7 protein-coding genes and 1 pseudogene are annotated in these 16,391 nt (G+C 60.8%); 4 read left to right on the forward strand and 4 right to left on the reverse strand.

The features are described 5' to 3' along the window. Positions 1–91: 91 nt before the first annotated feature. Positions 92–1,843, reverse strand: coding sequence for a hypothetical protein (locus BLR57_RS14065; protein WP_089698605.1), 1,752 nt, complete (start codon positions 1,841–1,843; stop codon positions 92–94). 128 nt (positions 1,844–1,971) lie between these two features. On the opposite strand from BLR57_RS14065, the gene BLR57_RS14070 reads away from it, so the two are divergent. From BLR57_RS14070 to BLR57_RS19020, 3 genes are all read left to right on the forward strand, one after another. After that, the gene (locus tag BLR57_RS14070) at positions 1,972–5,406 is read left to right on the forward strand and encodes a tubulin-like doman-containing protein (protein ID WP_089698607.1); all 3,435 of its coding nucleotides are present in this window, start codon (positions 1,972–1,974) and stop codon (positions 5,404–5,406) included. Between the two features lie 74 nt (positions 5,407–5,480). Beyond that, entirely contained in the window at positions 5,481–6,902 is a 1,422-nt protein-coding gene (locus BLR57_RS14075) for a hypothetical protein (RefSeq protein WP_089698609.1), read from the forward strand. Between the two features lie 2,118 nt (positions 6,903–9,020). Next, positions 9,021–10,388, forward strand: coding sequence for a hypothetical protein (locus tag BLR57_RS19020; protein ID WP_139173363.1), 1,368 nt, complete (start codon positions 9,021–9,023; stop codon positions 10,386–10,388). Here BLR57_RS19020 and BLR57_RS14085 read toward each other — a convergent pair whose 3' ends face one another. From BLR57_RS14085 to BLR57_RS14095, 3 genes are read right to left on the reverse strand one after another with little or no spacing between them, the layout of a single operon-like run. Next, positions 10,389–11,975 (reverse strand): hypothetical protein, encoded by a 1,587-nt coding sequence (locus BLR57_RS14085; RefSeq protein ID WP_139173364.1) that lies wholly within the window; start codon positions 11,973–11,975, stop codon positions 10,389–10,391. Further along, entirely contained in the window at positions 11,975–13,657 is a 1,683-nt protein-coding gene (locus tag BLR57_RS14090) for an FtsZ/tubulin family protein (protein WP_089698615.1), read from the reverse strand. The genes BLR57_RS14085 and BLR57_RS14090 overlap by 1 nt, the downstream gene beginning before the upstream one ends. A gap of 6 nt (positions 13,658–13,663) precedes the next feature. After that, the gene (locus tag BLR57_RS14095; RefSeq protein ID WP_139173365.1) at positions 13,664–15,619 is read right to left on the reverse strand and encodes a YybS family protein; all 1,956 of its coding nucleotides are present in this window, start codon (positions 15,617–15,619) and stop codon (positions 13,664–13,666) included. Positions 15,620–15,851: 232 nt separating this feature from the next. On the opposite strand from BLR57_RS14095, the pseudogene BLR57_RS19980 reads away from it, so the two are divergent. Further along, positions 15,852–16,205, forward strand: a pseudogene (locus tag BLR57_RS19980) (universal stress protein); the annotation flags it as partial. Positions 16,206–16,391: the final 186 nt, after the last annotated feature.

Below are 16,391 nucleotides of genomic sequence, written 5' to 3' on the forward strand. Positions count from 1 at the left end.
ACACCTACGTGACCAATAAGTTCGGGTCGTCTGACAAATATGTGCCGCCACAAGCGGGAGGGCTCGCCGCCCTCGCCGGACGCGTGAGACGTCACCGGCCGAGCGACTGGAGAAGTAACCCTGCCCCACGGAGCGGCGTCGGTCCCGAGAGGTCAATAGCACGGCCGTCGACCGACGGGTCGGTGACGCCGTACCAGAGGACGTACGGACGGTCCGGTGACACCACGGTTTCGAGGAGTTGGCACTCTTCGGTACTGAGGTCTTCGTACACACTCGACTCCGTCAGATAGCGTCTCCTGACAAATTCAGCGAAGTCGCGTGGAAAAATGTTGTCGAGCGTCTCAAGGCTGTCTTGGGTTGCGTACTCGAAGTGGTTGACTGCCAGGTCGGCCATCGTCACGACGGGCCTGACGTTCGTCGTGTTCGACGTCGCTCGATGGAGACCCTCGTACGCACGGAGGTACGACGAGGGAGCCTGACGCTGGGGGCGGCCGACGTCGACGAGGACGGTCCCCTCTCGACGGTACGTCGGATAGACCCGTTTCGCCGTCCCCCCATGTGAGACGGCGAGTTTGTCCAGTTCGTCGCTGGAGGGGACGCCGTCGTCCCACTGTCGTAACCGCGTCGACAGCGACGCCGGATACAGTGTCCGGTCGGCTGGATGTTCGACGACCGTCCCGACGAAGTCGTCCAGTGGCAGCACACAGAGGACGTCGTCGGCGACAGTGGTAGCATCGGCGACTGCCTCGGTGTACCGACCTGCCGATTCGGCGTCGTCGGCACTCGCGATGGCGTCGCGCCACCGTGTCCGAGACTGGCCGGTCAACCGCCGGACCCAGCGTTCGGTCCGTGAGTCTGTTCCCGCGTTGGTGTCTTTGGTCGCGTCGACGATTCGGTCCAGTTCCCCCGGGTCACAAACGACGGCGAGTTCGACGTGTGTCGGGAAGAACCGTCCCAGCCGGTACCGGAGAACGTGTGTCTGCCAACGACTCTCGCTCCCCTCGTGATCCGGTTCGGGAAACCGGCCGTCGTCGGTCAACAGTTGTTCGAGTTCCGTGACTGTCTCTGGGTCGTCAAGACGGTCCGCGCCGAGCACGCTCAGGTCCTTCACGGCCCGTCGCAGTCCCCCCGCGACGGAGCGTCGACCGCTCGAATGTGGTCCAACGAGGAGAGCACGTCGGGTTCGTTCGACCGACGACACCGTCAGGACGGAGACCGCTCCGAGCGTCGAGAACCCGCCCAGAGCGATGGCGACGACGCCAGCGACGGGTCGCCCCCCAGAGACGGCCATAGAGACGCCGGTCAGACAGTAGCCACCGCCGAGGAGGACGACGGCAGCGACGACGGCGTACTGGACGACGGAGTCGCCCGAGACCGGACCGTACCGGGTGTCGACGACGCCCGACTCGAGAGAGACCGCCGCGACGAACGTCGAGATGCCCGCCAAGACGACTAGTGCCAACTGGAGTGGTGTACTCCCGACGACGGCCTGCACGACGGGGACGGGACTGACGAGGAGTCCGACGACCAGGCTCCCGCCGGTGACGACTGTGGCTGTCCAGGTCCGTCTTGTGTAGTCGACTCCAGCGACAGCACCGAAGACGCTGGCGAGCACCGGTCCCCAGCCGCCGACAGGGCCGAAGACGGTGGTGAGTAGGGCCCAGACACCACCGAGCGGCCACTGACTCGCGACGGCCGTCTGATAGCCCGTCGCCAGCGTTCCGGTGGCCGCCGCTCCGAAGGCAATCAGCGAGAGGAGTACCGACAGTTCCCACTGGGAGTAGCTCAGACGTCCCTCGTCGACAAAGTAGAGAGGATTCCAAGAGGATGGCCAACTGTCCACTAATTGAGTAGAACACAACAGTGACATATATGTGGTACGGTTGTAAAGTTCCCAATCGAGCGCGTGACGAACGTGTCAAAAATAAATGGTTGGGAAGATTTTATTATGGGCCACCGTAAGAAACAGCCATGGCTGTCAACAACAACGGGGAATACCGTGCCCAGATTCCCGATACGATCATCGGGATCGGGGGCGGGGGCAAATCCGTCGTGTACACGCTTCTTGACCAGGATTGGATCCTCAAAGAGGCACTGGAACCTCGTGACGATACAGCTACCCCGGGGTTCAACCCCGTTGTCGTCGACTCCGAGAGCGGAGCGGGCAACAATGACGACTCGCTGGCTAAAGAATACTCGGAGCGGATCGACGAGTTCGCCACGAGTCTCGGACACAACGCGAATAGCTCGGAGCTCACCTACATCAACACCGTCGAGGAGAGTTCGGTCCAGGATACGGTTTCGTTGACCGACGGGACACCCGTCAACGAGATCGCCCGCGCTTCCAACCTCCGCAGTTGGTGGGTCGACGACTCCGACCGGATGATCGACACCGACGACAACTTCGCGGAGGGTGTCAACCGACGTCGGGCACTGAGTAAGGCGTTCTTCCACGGAACCCGAGCGAACAGAGACCCGTTCAACGAGGTCGTCAACCACGCAGGGACCTCCGTCTACATCGTCGTCGGGCTCGGTGGGGGGACTGGTTCGGGGACCTTCCTCGATCTGGCCCGGCGGTTCGACGACAACACCTCGGTCCATCTGTTCGGAATCCTCCCCGGTCAGAATGCCGGATCACAAGAAGACGCCAACGCCCACGCTGCCCTCTCTGAACTCGAATATCTCTCGCTCACCGACAACCTCCCGTTCGACAACGTCGTCATCGTCCCGTTCGCGCCGGCGACGGACTACGGCGACTTCGACGAGGCGGTCGTCAACGCGATGATCTCTCACGCCAACATCGCCGAACAGGGAGTAATCAACAACCACGCAGACTTCTTCAATCCCGGTGAGGGAGCGGCAGTCAAGAAATTCGCCCCGTTCACCATCGCGGTCCCCAAAACCTTCCACATCGACGTTCCAGAGATCGAGGAGGCTGCCGAGAAAGTTGAGTCGTACGTGACCCGAATCGAGGGCGCGCTCGACACCGAGGAGGCGCTCTACAACAGGATCGAATCGATCCTCCTGCGTCCCGAGGATTTCGCCGAAGAGCGCACTGGAGCGTTCGAAACGGGGAGTCTCCCGGGCGACGTACGAGAGGCGCAAGACGCGCTCAGAGAGAGCCTCGACGGCGGCTCCCCCGAGTCCACGCTGTTCCAGTTAGACACCGGTGAGGCCGAACGGCTCGAAGAGCGACTCAACAACCTGCGTTCGTTGCTCGAAAAGGAGATTTTCGATGATCTGAACTTCCTCGGACCGGCAGGACTCGCAAACAAGATCGACAACACCGAAGACCAACTCGATGTCCAACGCGAAGACGTCAACGATGTCGAGTACTTCGAGCGCCTCGTCGACAAACTGTATCGGGTCTTCGAGACGCTGAGCGTTGAGGACATCCTCGACGCTGGAAACCGTAACGTCGACCAGACGGACCGAGAACTGACCAAACAACTCAAGCGAGAGATACTCCTCATCGGGAAACGGAGCACCTTCCTCCGAGCACTGCACGTAATCGAGGACGACAAACCCCTCCGACGTGGGCTGCAGGCGGCTATCGGCCCGAAAGTTGAGAACTTCGCCATTGTCGACGACGCTGACCGCGCACGGCGGGACCTTCTGAGTGCGGAGTCCCGTGAGCAGAACTGTCTCGAGGCACTTGAGTCGGCACTGACTGATTCACAGGACGAACTCGAACGAGCCCTCGAAGAGTGGGAGACGTCCGTCGAGCCGGATGTCGACCGGCTTCTGTACATCGACTCACACCGCGACGAGATTGAAGAACTCCTCGCGAAGCTGAACCGGAAGATCGGACAGGCCGTCACCGACCTCAAACGTCCGGGGAACGAAGCACCCGCCCGACAGCCACTGGACTTCGACGAGTTCGGCAAACTGAACAATATGCTGAAATCCGCTGGCGGCGAGCGCGTCCCCCAAGATGCCATTCTAACGTCGCTCAAGAACCTCTCGAACATGAGGCGGGCGAAGATCGAAGACGAGGACGGTGGGGGATACATTCCGTTCCTCGGAAGCAACAACAACAACTCCGATCCGGAAGGCGACTACGAGAACGCCCTCATCAACGTCAACGATCAACTGTTCGACACGGAGCCAGAGTTCCAGCGGAGCTTCGACGTTACGTTCGTCGGGGAGGAAGCCATCGAGAGCCGACTCGACGACGTCGACAAGGCCCGGCGCGAGGCAGTCGAAGCGATCCTCGAAGACCTCGACAGCTACACCCAACAGACCGTCGGGTTCGAGGAACTCGTCGACGACCCGTCGGATCTCGCGAAGTGTGAATTCGACATCACGCTCGGACTGAAGCGCCACCAGAACGACTACAAACATACGCTGAAGAGCGAGCTCAATCGAACGTTCACTGAGACGACGACGAGCTCCCTCCTGCGGGACCTGACTAGATCCGACGACGGGCAACGCGGTTCGTCGGAGATCGATAACGTCGTCAGACAGGCACTCTCGGCGGCTATCGTCGATCCGATACAGGACTCGCTAGAATCCCGACGGGCGAGTTTGGTCGACGACCAGATCCGGCTGAGCCTCTTCGATTCCGTCCGCGACCTCGTCAACGAGGAGGGCAAAGAGTTCACGAACAACCGGAGCATCGAGATATCGCTCGACGTGAGCTTCAGCGAGCAAGCGCGGGCAGCGAACCCGCACAAAGAGCGAATCTCTCCGCACAACCGCGGGACGTTCGTCGGCTACGACGACATCGAGGCGGCCGATATCCTCGACAACGACCGGGAGATGGAGCGGCTGCTGGCGAAGTTCAGCCAACAGGCCACTTCCATCGCTGCAGGCGACGATATCGCGCCGATACTCAACCCAAGTCTCAGGCGACATAAGGGAAAGAAGGTCTCGAACGCGTCACCGTACTACGAGGGACAGGTAATCAAATCGGTATTCCTCTCCCGGGCGTTCGGAGAGTCACAACAGGCCAACGCGAACCTGACGCTATTCAACGACGAACTCAAGAACAACGGCTTCGACGGCATCCGCTTCCAAGAGAACATGGAGTTCTACAACGAGATGCAGGTCGCGTACGGCGCGCCGTGGGACATCACGATGACGACGTTCGTCGGCGGGGTCTTCCTTGACAACCTAGCACCGGCCGGAAGCGTACGGAGCGGCTACCTGCAAGCCTACAGAGGCCAGCGTGACGAATTCGGCGAAGACATCATCGTCCGTCACGTCCACGGTCTCGACGGCCACGACAAGTATCTCGACCTCGATTTCAACGAGGGCGCGTACGTGTACCGTGACGAGCTCGTCAACGTCCTCGGAGACGAACGGGATCTCTTCACTCTCGGTAACGAAGACGACATCGCGAACGAACTCATCGAGAAGTACACCGTGACTCGCTTCGACTCGCCGGTGCCGTTAGAAGAGTGAGGCTGTCGTAATCCTCACTTATGACCCGTTCACGCGTTTACGACGGTGCGCTGTTGGTCGTGTCGATAGCCGTGATGATCCTCTCTGCGAGGCCGTTCACAGGACTATTAGTCGACGCGTGGTCAGTTGAAAGCAGCGTCGTCGCCGCCGCCGTAACCGGCTTCCTCTCGGCCATCGGAGCGACTCTCGCGTCTGCAATCGCGTTCACGACCGGACTGCTCGGTGTATTCATCCTGTTGTTCCTGTTCGACTCGTCAAAGAAGGTTCAGGCACTCGTCTTCGTGCTCGCGCTCCCGCTGTTCTTCACCACGTTGAACCGCTTCGACCTGTGGACAATCCCGTGGACACGAGAACTGATTCCGTTGGCGGTCGGGGTTGTGGTTGCTCTTCCCATCGGAACCGCCGGTGCGCGGGTCGACACCGAGTCCGACGGCGCGATCCCGCGAGTTCGGGAGTTCCCAGCGGCGACACGGGCGATTTACTGGATCGTCGTCGTCTCAGTCCTCGTGGCACTCGTCCAGGTACACGTGTTGGCCGGGCAACCAGGCATCGTACTGAACGTGGTCCTCTCCGGGGCCATCGTCGCACTCACTGCCGTGTTTACGACGTATCAAGACGACCGGTCGGTCCTCATCATCAGTCCCGATCCGTACGAGGAGGCGAACGTCCTCGGAGGGATCTATCAGGAAGCGAGAAGCCGCTTCGGAGCCGAGGCGATAAACGAGGGGAGTTCGATCGCGACCGAAGACGTCTCCGCGCTGGGCCGTGCACGAAAGCTCACGGCCCCCGACCTCGACCTCGACCAGAGTTCGGGGATGACGGTCGCAGCAGCGGCGAAAGAACATCTCGTGGAGATCCGTGGCGACGCCGGGTTCAGGTTCCGTGCGCCCGGTGTGTTCGGCCGAACGCTCGAAATCATCGCGCACGGATACGGCCCGGACGACATTCGACGCGAAGACTTGGACGCGCTGGACGACAACGGCCAGTCGTCGCGCCTCGACTCGCTGCGACGACGTGTCGTCGACTTCGCCGGGTTCGTCCTCCCAGCGATGCTCCCGGCGTTCGTCCGAGAGCGGCTCACCGGTGGCCCGACGAAGAGCATTGGTGAGGCGATACGAGACGCCGACATCCTCCTCCTCGTCGCCCCGCTTGACGACCAGGTCGCCGAGGGAGCCGCGACGCAGGACGCTGGCGACAGATCGACGGTACTCGGCAAGTACGACGCAATCTGTGGGTCGGACGCTGTGAAGGAGAAGACAGTTCGGATGGTCGTCACGGACAGCCACCGGCTGAAAGACGAGTTCGAGGAGAAACGGAACGCGTCGACCAACTCACCGCCGTCGAAGTATCTCCGTCGTTTCGGGCGGTTCTTGAACCAGACGAGGTTGGGGAACACGTGCTGTGAGGTCGTCCCCGTCTTTCGAGTGCTCAACTCAGAACGAGAGATGGACACCCGACTCTGGGGTGCCAGCGAACTACTGGAGGAAGTCTATTGACACGAACCCACGACACGGCTGGCCGCGTACAGACGTATCGACGACTGTTGACTCACCAGAGTGTTGTCTCGGCCACTCAGAGAACGCTGAGGAGGAGCGTCGATGACTAACGAGGAGTCGATAGACGGACTAATCGAGGGGCTAACCGACGCCGGCTATACGCACCGGACGACACTCACGTCGAAGCTGTCCGGACCGACCACCGCCGACACGACGCGTCTCGGCACGTTCACGACCGACGGGCGGGTCTGTGTCCTCGACGTGGGTGAGTCCGATCCGTCGCCCGTACCGGGGTTTGTCGCCGAGGACCCAACCGACATCTGTTTCGGTCGTGGCGACCAGCTGTACGTCCTCGACGGGTCGGCGGTCGTCCCACTTATCGCGTCCTCCGGTCCGATTGGTGTCCGGTGGGACCAGTGGTCGAACCTCCGACGTATCGACGCGTTCGACGGTGAACCATCGCTCGCTGCACTCACCGAGCAGGGTGACGTTCTCCTGTTGAGCGCACAGGATGGGCGGGAGCGAACCAGAATCGAACAGCGGCTCGGCTCATCGATACACGGAGAGCACTTGTTGACTCACCGAGAGCGGGTGTTCACCGCTGTCGGTGAGACGCTGACGTGTCATGACTACCGGGGGAACTTCGAGTTCGACGTGGCACTTAGTGCGCCCGCGGTGGCGATGGCGGTACTGAACTCACGGGTCGTGGTCGCGTGTGCCGACGACCACGTGTACTGGTACGACTTCGATGGCGACGAGAGAGCCTCAGTCGACGAAACTATCGACACGTTGGAGGCGGTCGGCACGTCGATGGTGTTGGGCAAACGTGATCGTTCGCTCGTCGCTTGTGGGAAGGGTGGAACGGTTGAACCACTGACGGAGATCGGAACGAGGGAGATGGCACACACGGTTGATGGGAAACGGCTACTCGTCTTGGGTGACGAGAGCGCGCTCTTCGAATACGATGCAACGCCGCAAACGAAGGTCTTAGCCGACAGCGTGGCTGTCGGAACGGGAGAGATCGCCATCGAACTCGTGAACCCACACCCGATTCCACACGACTTTACCGTGGCTCTCTCTGCTGCGGACGTGGATGCGGAATCCGCGTCACAGTACAACGTGACGGTGGCACCGGCGACAACCGAAGAGGTGGAGTTCCCGCTCGGTGAGTTCGCCAGCGACCCGGGGACGCTACTCGTCGAGACACAGTCTTCGGAGGGACAGGAAGAGGTCTCCGTACCCGTCGTCTCACAGCGGGTGCACGATACTGAGTTACCCCTCTCCCAACCCGAACGCCCTACCGACGAGAGAGATCTGGGCTCGCCCGATTCGACGACGAACCCACAACGAGAGACCGTAGATGTAGATCGCGGGGACCGGTCGAACAGGCCACCGGTTCGCTCGGGGTCGCTGAGCGATCCGAGGCTCCAGCAGGGGACCGAAGATACCGAGACGTCCGAATCCGAGGCGGACGGCTCAGAAGCGGATGGGACCGAGGTGGGTCCCACGCCGTCCGGCGATGCGGAGGCCGACGAAACGGTGACGGACTCTCACCACGGCCGCGAGACGGTGGGGGGTGGGACTGAGTCGTGGGGAAGAGAGGAGTCGTCGAGTCCGTTCGAGTTCACAGAACCGAGTTCGGAAGCGAGTCCGACCGAAGTCGCGGAGACTGCTGACTCTGGAGAGCGGGTCCCCGAGTCGGAGGCCGCAGCTGGCCACGCTGACGACCCGGGAGACACTGACGAGCAGTCCGGACAGCGACCGGCTGCAGGCGGTTCTTCGCCGTCGCCGGGAGACGGGAAGGCACCGACCGAATCCCTGAACGAACCACCGGTCGAAAAGATCGACGTCAACATCGACCTGGTCACGGTCGAGAATGGCCGGGGGGTCGCGGAGGTGACGCTTCGGAACCACACCCCGGCCGAGTTCGAAGACGTTTCGCTCCCGGACTGTCCACGAAACGTCCAACTTGACACCGACTTGCCGACGGTACTTCCCGCCGGGCGGACCGCGTCATTCCGCATCGCGGGTCCGCTCTCGGCCGTCAGCGAGTTCGCGGTCAGCCCACGAATCCGGAGCTTCGAAGTCGGGACCACCACGCTGGAACTCCCCGAGGAGGTGCTCCGAATCGAACTCAAGGATCACGGAGAAGACGCGGCCGGTCTGTCCGTGCAAAACGAACTCGCCGTGCCGGTTACCGATACGGTCCATCTCTCCGTCACCCGTCCGGACGGTGACAAAGTCGGAGAGTGGTCGTACAAGACGACGTTCCGTCCCGGTCGGACCAACGTCCAACTACCGGTCGCACCGCTCGTTGAGCGGGGAGCGTCCGTGGTCACTATCTCGATACTCGGTGTCGACACACGGTCTGAGGTATCCCTCGACCGGTTCACACCGTTCTCGTCGGTTACCTGTACGAACCAGATGCTGTGTCAGTCTCAGGATGACGAGAACGGTGAGATACGAGTGCACAACGAACAGTACGCTTCGGAGTCTAAGAGCCGTTTCACGGGACCGGTCGTCGACATCATCGAGATCGAAAACGGCCGCTCGGAGCCGCTCGAAGCGGTACAGGTCCTCGACTTTCGAAATCCCGCGGGGTCGTCGTCGACGTTCGATATCCCCGCATCCGAGACCCGGAAGATAGCCAGACTTTGCGATTTCTCCGGGGCAGAGTCAACGGTTCCGGCAATCGGAGTCGAAGCGGACGACGGTCGACATCTCGACCAGCGAGGGTCGAAGCCAATCCGGACGACGTCAAAGGTGATCGATGCGCGTGTGCGAATCCAACCGTTCGACGAGGATTCGGTTCTCGTCTCACTGGCGATCGATGCGGAGTTACCACGGTCCGTCGATTCGCTTCGGTTGACCACATTCCGAATCACAAAGGGGCCAGTGTCGATTAAGCTCTATCCGAAGCTCGAAGTCGAGACAGGGCGTACGTACACGACTCACGTGGTGTCAGCGGACGTGAGTTCACTCCGTGGCCAGCATCCGCGTGTCGATCTCACGTTCGCCGACGGCAGCCGTGAGATCTCGGACATCACCACCGTTGCCGATCTGGTCCCGGAGCCGTTTCGGGGACCGCCGGTCGAACTGGAACGTGTAACACAGGGCGAAAGTCGAGAAGATCTCACGATCGCCGTGCGGACGCAGTCGGACTGTCCGGCGGTCACGGTCCAGGAGGTGACCGTGCTTGTCGATGATGGCACCGTTACCCCCCGTCAGTCGGACGATGCCGAGGGGAAGCGTCGATTCGACGTGTCCGTCCCGTTGGCTGACAGAGGAGAGATCCCCGTCGAACTCGTCTACGAACGACGAACGGGACCGAAAGAGACCGCACAGTACGTCGTCAGGACGACGGAACCCGGGGACGTGGAGTTGGTTGCGGGTGACGTTCCGATGTCGGAGTTCTTCGGTGAGGGCTGGCCGACGCCCCTGTGTTCGTACTGGAGCGTCTTGGACCCCGACCGCACTCAACGGTAGTCAGGCCTCAACGAGCCGGTAGTCGGGGCTGCGCAGCTTCCACAGATCGTTTAATTGTGCCTGAAGCCGTCTGTCCTCATACATCGATTTGATAGCCGACAACATCATCTCTGCCGCGATCGTCATCCCCATCGCCCGCTCTTGCTCACCCTGCTCTCGTGTGCGGCCGGCCTCCGAGAGCAACGAGCTGATCGCGTTTGCGAAGTGGCTCGGGATCCGATTGTTGTATCTCTCTCCCCTGCTTCCGTTGATGTAGGCATCCCGGTACGCTTCGAGCTCCTGTTTGCATGCCGCGTGTCTCTTGTCGACGTCCGTCTCTTCGTCTTCGACCCGTCCGACGAAGTCGCCGATGACGTCCTCGAGGAGGCTCACCCGAGTATCGACGAGATACCGCTGAAGGAGCTGCATATCCTCGTCGAGCCGGTCGCGTTCTCGCGTCAGACGCTCGGCCATCTCGGCCCCGAAGTAGTGGTCGATGGCCCGACACTGCTCTATCAGCGACGCTACCTTCCGGTCGATGTCTTCGACGGAGGATGCCGCGCCGAGTTGGCCTTGGACGATGCGGTGCTCGTCCAGTGTCTCGGCCGTCGCTCGCAGTGTCTCTGTAACCGCTTCGACCGATTCGGAGGGATCCGAGAGCACCTCACACAGACGGCGTGCCTCCGGGGCACTGAGCGTCTCTTCCTGTGAGACCCGTGTCGCCGCCTCAAGCGCAGTACGACGGCCGATCCGGTCGTCGTCGACATCGCTGATGATCTGTTGGAGCGTCTTGTCGCTGTTCTTGCTCGTCTCGACTCCGATTTTCGTTCCCAGTTCCTCGATGCGACTGGCTTGTTGGCTCAACTGCTCACGGTGTTTGATATATTGGCTCAGGAGCGTTTCGGTCGATCCGAGGAACGACTCTACGTCACCGGTACCGACCGGCTTCCGTCCGAGTTCCGCCCGCTGTCGTTTGAGGCTCTCTTTCGCCTGCTCTAACTCGGCTTCCGAACTCGTCGCCGGCGACTTGTCGAAGTTCTCCGAGAGTTGCGAGAAGAGCTGCGCGATGCGCTCTGACTCATGGTTTTCGCTTTCGAGGTCGTCTATCCTGTCAACCGTGTCTTCGAGTGATCGGACGACGCGCTGGTGGTTGTGTCCGTTCTGTCCGTACTCTTCTAACTCGTCTACGACGGTGCGGATGGCAGCGACGTTACCGTGGTCGACGTCCTTCGAGAGGGTCTGCAACCATCTATCGTTCACTCCCTCGTCGGCGCGGACGATTTTGTCGCCTTCGACGCGAGTCGAGAGTCTCGCCGCGAGCGTCCGTGCGTTTGCGGGACGTCTGATGTCCAACTCGAGATTCTCGTGGACAGTCTCCAGTTCGGACCGTGTCTCCTGGAGTCGTGTCCGCAACTGCTTCCCGCGGAGTCCGAGCAACAGCGCTATCGCCACCAGACCCACGACCGCAAGGAGTGATGCCCACGACGAACTCCCGACTGCGGTCGACGAACCGATTCCGAGTAGCGTGGCAAGTACGTAGACGACGGCGACTCCCACGGCGGCGGCGGTCAGAGCGACATCGAAGGTGAGATTTCGCATCCGCATCATCACTGGTCGAGAACCCGTCCGATACCGAGATGGTCACAGATTGCGTCGATGTCATTCATGCGCTTTTTCAAGTCGTCGTAGATGTCCATGTGGCTGAACATCTCCAGCTGATCACGGGCTTGTTCGAGTGCCGGGATCTGGGGGTTCCAGAGAACACCCCAAAGATAGAGTTCGTCCAGACTCTCGCTCGTCAGCATCTTCACGTCCATTCGGAGCGTCGGATGATCCTGATCCGTCACGTACGAGTTAATCATCGCTTCGATGTCGCCGCGACTCTGCAGGTCTCGGACCGGTTTCATCTTCTCCTCGGGACCGAAGAGGAGGAACGCGCCGCCCCACGCCGTCTTCGGGTCGAAGTCGAGGAGCTTGCCGCTTTCGAGTGTGCGGTCGACGAGCGTCTCGACGACGGACTCGTTGATTTCGCCGGCCGAAGTCGAGTTGAGCACGGGTGCACAGATCGTCGCAGGGACGTAGTCGACGCTCCGTCTTTTCGGATAGTACCGCTTGATGGGTTGGTAGGTGTCACGGACGTCGAGTCCGTCCCCACTCGCATCGATGCCGACGTTCGAAGTGAGGGTGAACGCCTCCAGGAAGCGGACGAGACTCTGGTTCTGTTTCTTGTGGCCGAACTTCTGTCCCTCCGGGGCACCGTCGAAGTCAATTTCTGCGTGGAGGTGGTCGAGCGACTTGGCTCCGAGCTTCTTGTTCTGAAACAGAATAATCGAGTCGACGTGAGGTGAGAGACCACCGAGACCATACATCAGGTTTATCGGTTCGGCGAGGGGGTCGTTCGGGATGACCGCCGCGCTGACCATCGCCTTGTCCTCGCCGGCCCAGTCGCCGTTCTTCCGGAGGAATTCGGCGACGACCGGAGAGACGCCCGTGCCGGTTCCGTTTTCAATACTGTGTAGTAAGAGAACTGCTTGAGCAGTGTTCACGTCCATAGACGTGACGAAACTGTTGTCGAAGAATCCGATATCCGGTTCCATAATATCCGATCGAGCGGTCTCCTCACCGGCGATAGGGTCTCTACCCTTACCACTACCGGATCCTAAGACAGCCTGTTCTTGCATCGTCGTTGCGTCCCACTCACGGTCGTTCTGGACGTAGTAGGTCTTCTGAAGCTCGCTGTCGTTCGTGTTCATCATCAGGTAGCCGTTCAGTCCCCCTGGCCCCCACACCCCGGATAAGTCGAGGAGTCGCCGGTCGTGGTTGAGTGTCTCCCGGCGGAGTAGAATCGAGTCGAGGATGCCGTTCCCGGCTCCGCCGATACCGAACACGAACCACTTTCCCGAGTAGTCGGAGTCCGTCTCGTAGAACTCGCCCGAACGGCCGCCACTCGGCGAGCTGTCGGTGTCCGCTTCGAACTCGTTCACATTGGAAGCGGTCTCGGTATCACTCTGCGTCTCGGCCGTCTCGCCCTCGGTCGCTTCCGTCCCACCATCGTCGACGTCGTCGCCATCAGCGTCCACGGTGGTCGCCTCTGTCGCTGACGTTTCAGTAGTTGCTTCTGTGTCGTCGTTTCGCTCCGTCTCGTCGAAATCGAGACCGGCGGCTAGTTCCGCTCCGTAATGTTCTTCGATCTGGTCGATCTGGTCGCCGTGTTCATCGGTAAGATGCGACTGCAGGTCGTCTTCCCACTGGCCGCAGATCGTACACCGGGTCTGAGAGTTGTCGCTCATCTGTTGTCAGTTAGTGATGTTTGAGTGGTCGTTCTGCTCGCTGTTCCACGCCGAAAAGTCGTCACGGAGGTCCCTCGTCACCTGTTCGAGCGGGCTTCCACCGCTCGTCTCCACGACGAAACCGCGTTCCGGACTCTCCTCCGCCTCCTCCCGCACGACGAGTTCGTCGTGCGTATCGACGAACGACTTGAACGCACTAATCGCCGACTCATCGATACCGCTCGGAAGCTCGTCGCGGTCGATTACGACCTGTTCGTTGTCGCGCGACCGTTCAGTGATCTTGTCGAGAAGCGAGTGCACGCGCCACTCAACATCCTCGGAGGCCGACGTCGTGTCCGTGACCGCTGCCCCGTCGCCCACGTCTATCTGGTCGTCCGATGGAACATTCGCTCCCGCGTCGTACGTCACGGTGAGCGTCTGTGCCGTCCAATCGATCTCGTACTCCGCGCCGAAATCCTTCGCGACGCTCTGTTTGAGCGTCTCGAAGACGTGTTCGTCGAATACGGGCTCGGGGGTCGCGTCGCGGGCGTAGAGCGAGAGCTGTTCTCGCTCTTCTTTCAGCCCACGGTAGAACGTCCGGTCGTAGTAATCGACGGCCGTTTGGAGCGATGCGACCATCCCGTCGATCCAGCGAACAGTCTCCTCAAGATCCGTCGCTGTACACCGACGCACCGAGTTTTCCGCCTCGTCGACGGCCTCCCGCACGTCGGCGACGGAGACTAGTTCCGAGGTGCCGTCGTTTCCATCGACGTAGATGTCGTACAGCGACTTCCCGAGGAGGCCCTCTATGGCCTCGAAACGCTCGACGATCGTCGTTCGTTGCTCGACCATGTCGTCCCCGCTCTCGTCCTCGGTGGACCACGACTCGACGTGTGGGGCGAGTAGTCGGATCTGTGATTCGACGTGTGGGGCGACTCGGGTTTGGACGTGGTCCACGACGTCGTCTATCGCCCTGATCGCCTCGATGATAGTGAGTTGGTTGGCGGTTCGCAGTTCGATGATCTGCTCGCTGACAGACCGTTGTGAACTCAGTACGATGTCGACGTCCGCCTCGGTCGGCACGTGCGTGTACTCGCGAGGGAGGTTTTCCACTTCGAGTTGCTCGCCGTCGGGTGTTTCGAGCCGAAGCTTCCCGATCTTCTGTTCGGCAGCCTCGCGGACCTGTGCTTCGAGCTCCGTACGTAGCGTCTGGAGTGCCTCCTCTGGGTCCAACTCCATCGCGTCGAGTTTGACTCCCTGCGCCCGCCGTTGGAGGTCGTCGAGATCCGGTTCCGCCGAAGAGGTATTCCTGATGCGCTCGGCCCGGTTCTCGATCTCACGGCACTCCGCCGGGAACGCCAGTTCGTCCGGAAGCAGTGAGGTCTCCGACGGGTCGCCGCCGATCTCTTCGGAGAGTCGGTCGTCGAACTCACGACGCTTCCGACCAGCCGCCTTCTCGGCTTCTTTGAGATCCTTGATCGCCCGCCAGTACCGTTCGTCCTCCCATGGATAGATGTAGTACGAGCCGACCAGCAATCCCGAGGCGACGACGGGCACCGCGAAGAACGCTGCCAGCTGTCCCACGGGAAGGTCCGTCGTCAACAGCCCGTTGTAAACCCCGAAAAACAGGATGAGATACAGTACACTGGCGACCGTCACGGCCCCAGCAGCCACGGTGCTCGACGGTTCGATCCGCCTGCGAACGCCCGTGATCATGAGGACACCGAACGCGAGCCACGATGTCAAGATGAGGAGAAAGAACCCGAGGACGAGGCTCACCTGTCTGAAGGCGATGTCTTGAGCCACGACGAACACAGCCATCTCCTGTAGGGCGACCGAGATCTGCCCCGCTATGGGAATCGGTGCTACCAAGTTCGTACCTGTCAGAGCGGATGCAGCCCTGAGAGAAGACGAAATGATAGGCAGCCCAGCCAGGATCCACCCTGCCCAAGCGTACCTCTCCGAATTGGTCGGCATCATCACATAACTAATGTCGGTGTGACATAGTGTTTTCTACGACAACAATAACGACGTACTGCTGACGGCCAGCAAATACCAGAATGAACTGGAAATCTGCCACAAAGATCTCGCTGTCACACAGAGAGATTCCGAAGTCGGCCGGTACGGTCGCCCGCACCGCTGTCATCGATTGCCATCGAGACTGGTGATAGTCGTGGGATACAGCCATCTCTTCAGCAATCCACCAGCATTCGTCATGTACTCGACCATCTTGGTCCCCGCCGGCGGCAGCGAGACGGCTACCCGCGCCGTTGACTACGCTATCGACTTCGACAGACAGTACAATGCGACGCTCCACGCCCTCTCGATCGTCGAAGTCGGCGAACTCGGGCTGCGAACACCGACAGATGTCAATCCCGCGAAGCTGCGTCGACCACTCCGCGAACGTGCGCAGAACGCCGGCGACGCCGTCGCACGAGTCGGTGAGAAAGCCAGCGTCGACGTCGTCGAAGCTATCAGAGTCGGCGTCACACATCAGGAGATACTGGAATACGCCGCGGACAACAACGTCGATCTCGTCAGAATCCACGGCTGGAGTGGCCTCCCTCGGGCATTTCTCAAAATAGTCACCGAGCGGGTCGTTTGGACGTCGAACGTCCCAGTACTCGTCGGAATCCACCCGACGAATCACCCTACAGTTGACCGACAAAGACAAAATAGCGACAACTGCACGCGTGACTGCCTGTATCCACACCTTTCACCTGCAGGGTGGTGTCTCTATCTAATCTCCCGAACA

The organism is Halogranum gelatinilyticum (assembly GCF_900103715.1).
GTDB classification, from domain to species: Archaea; Halobacteriota; Halobacteria; order Halobacteriales; family Haloferacaceae; genus Halogranum; species Halogranum gelatinilyticum.

Bases quoted from the DNA above. Each gene is read 5' to 3' on its own strand.
- BLR57_RS14085 (WP_139173364.1), bottom strand. From the start codon at position 11,975: ATGATGCGGATGCGAAATCTCACCTTCGATGTCGCTCTGACCGCCGCC.
- BLR57_RS14090 (WP_089698615.1), bottom strand. From the start codon at position 13,657: ATGAGCGACAACTCTCAGACCCGGTGTACGATCTGCGGCCAGTGGGAA.
- BLR57_RS14070 (WP_089698607.1), top strand. From the start codon at position 1,972: ATGGCTGTCAACAACAACGGGGAATACCGTGCCCAGATTCCCGATACG.
- BLR57_RS14075 (WP_089698609.1), top strand. From the start codon at position 5,481: ATGATCCTCTCTGCGAGGCCGTTCACAGGACTATTAGTCGACGCGTGG.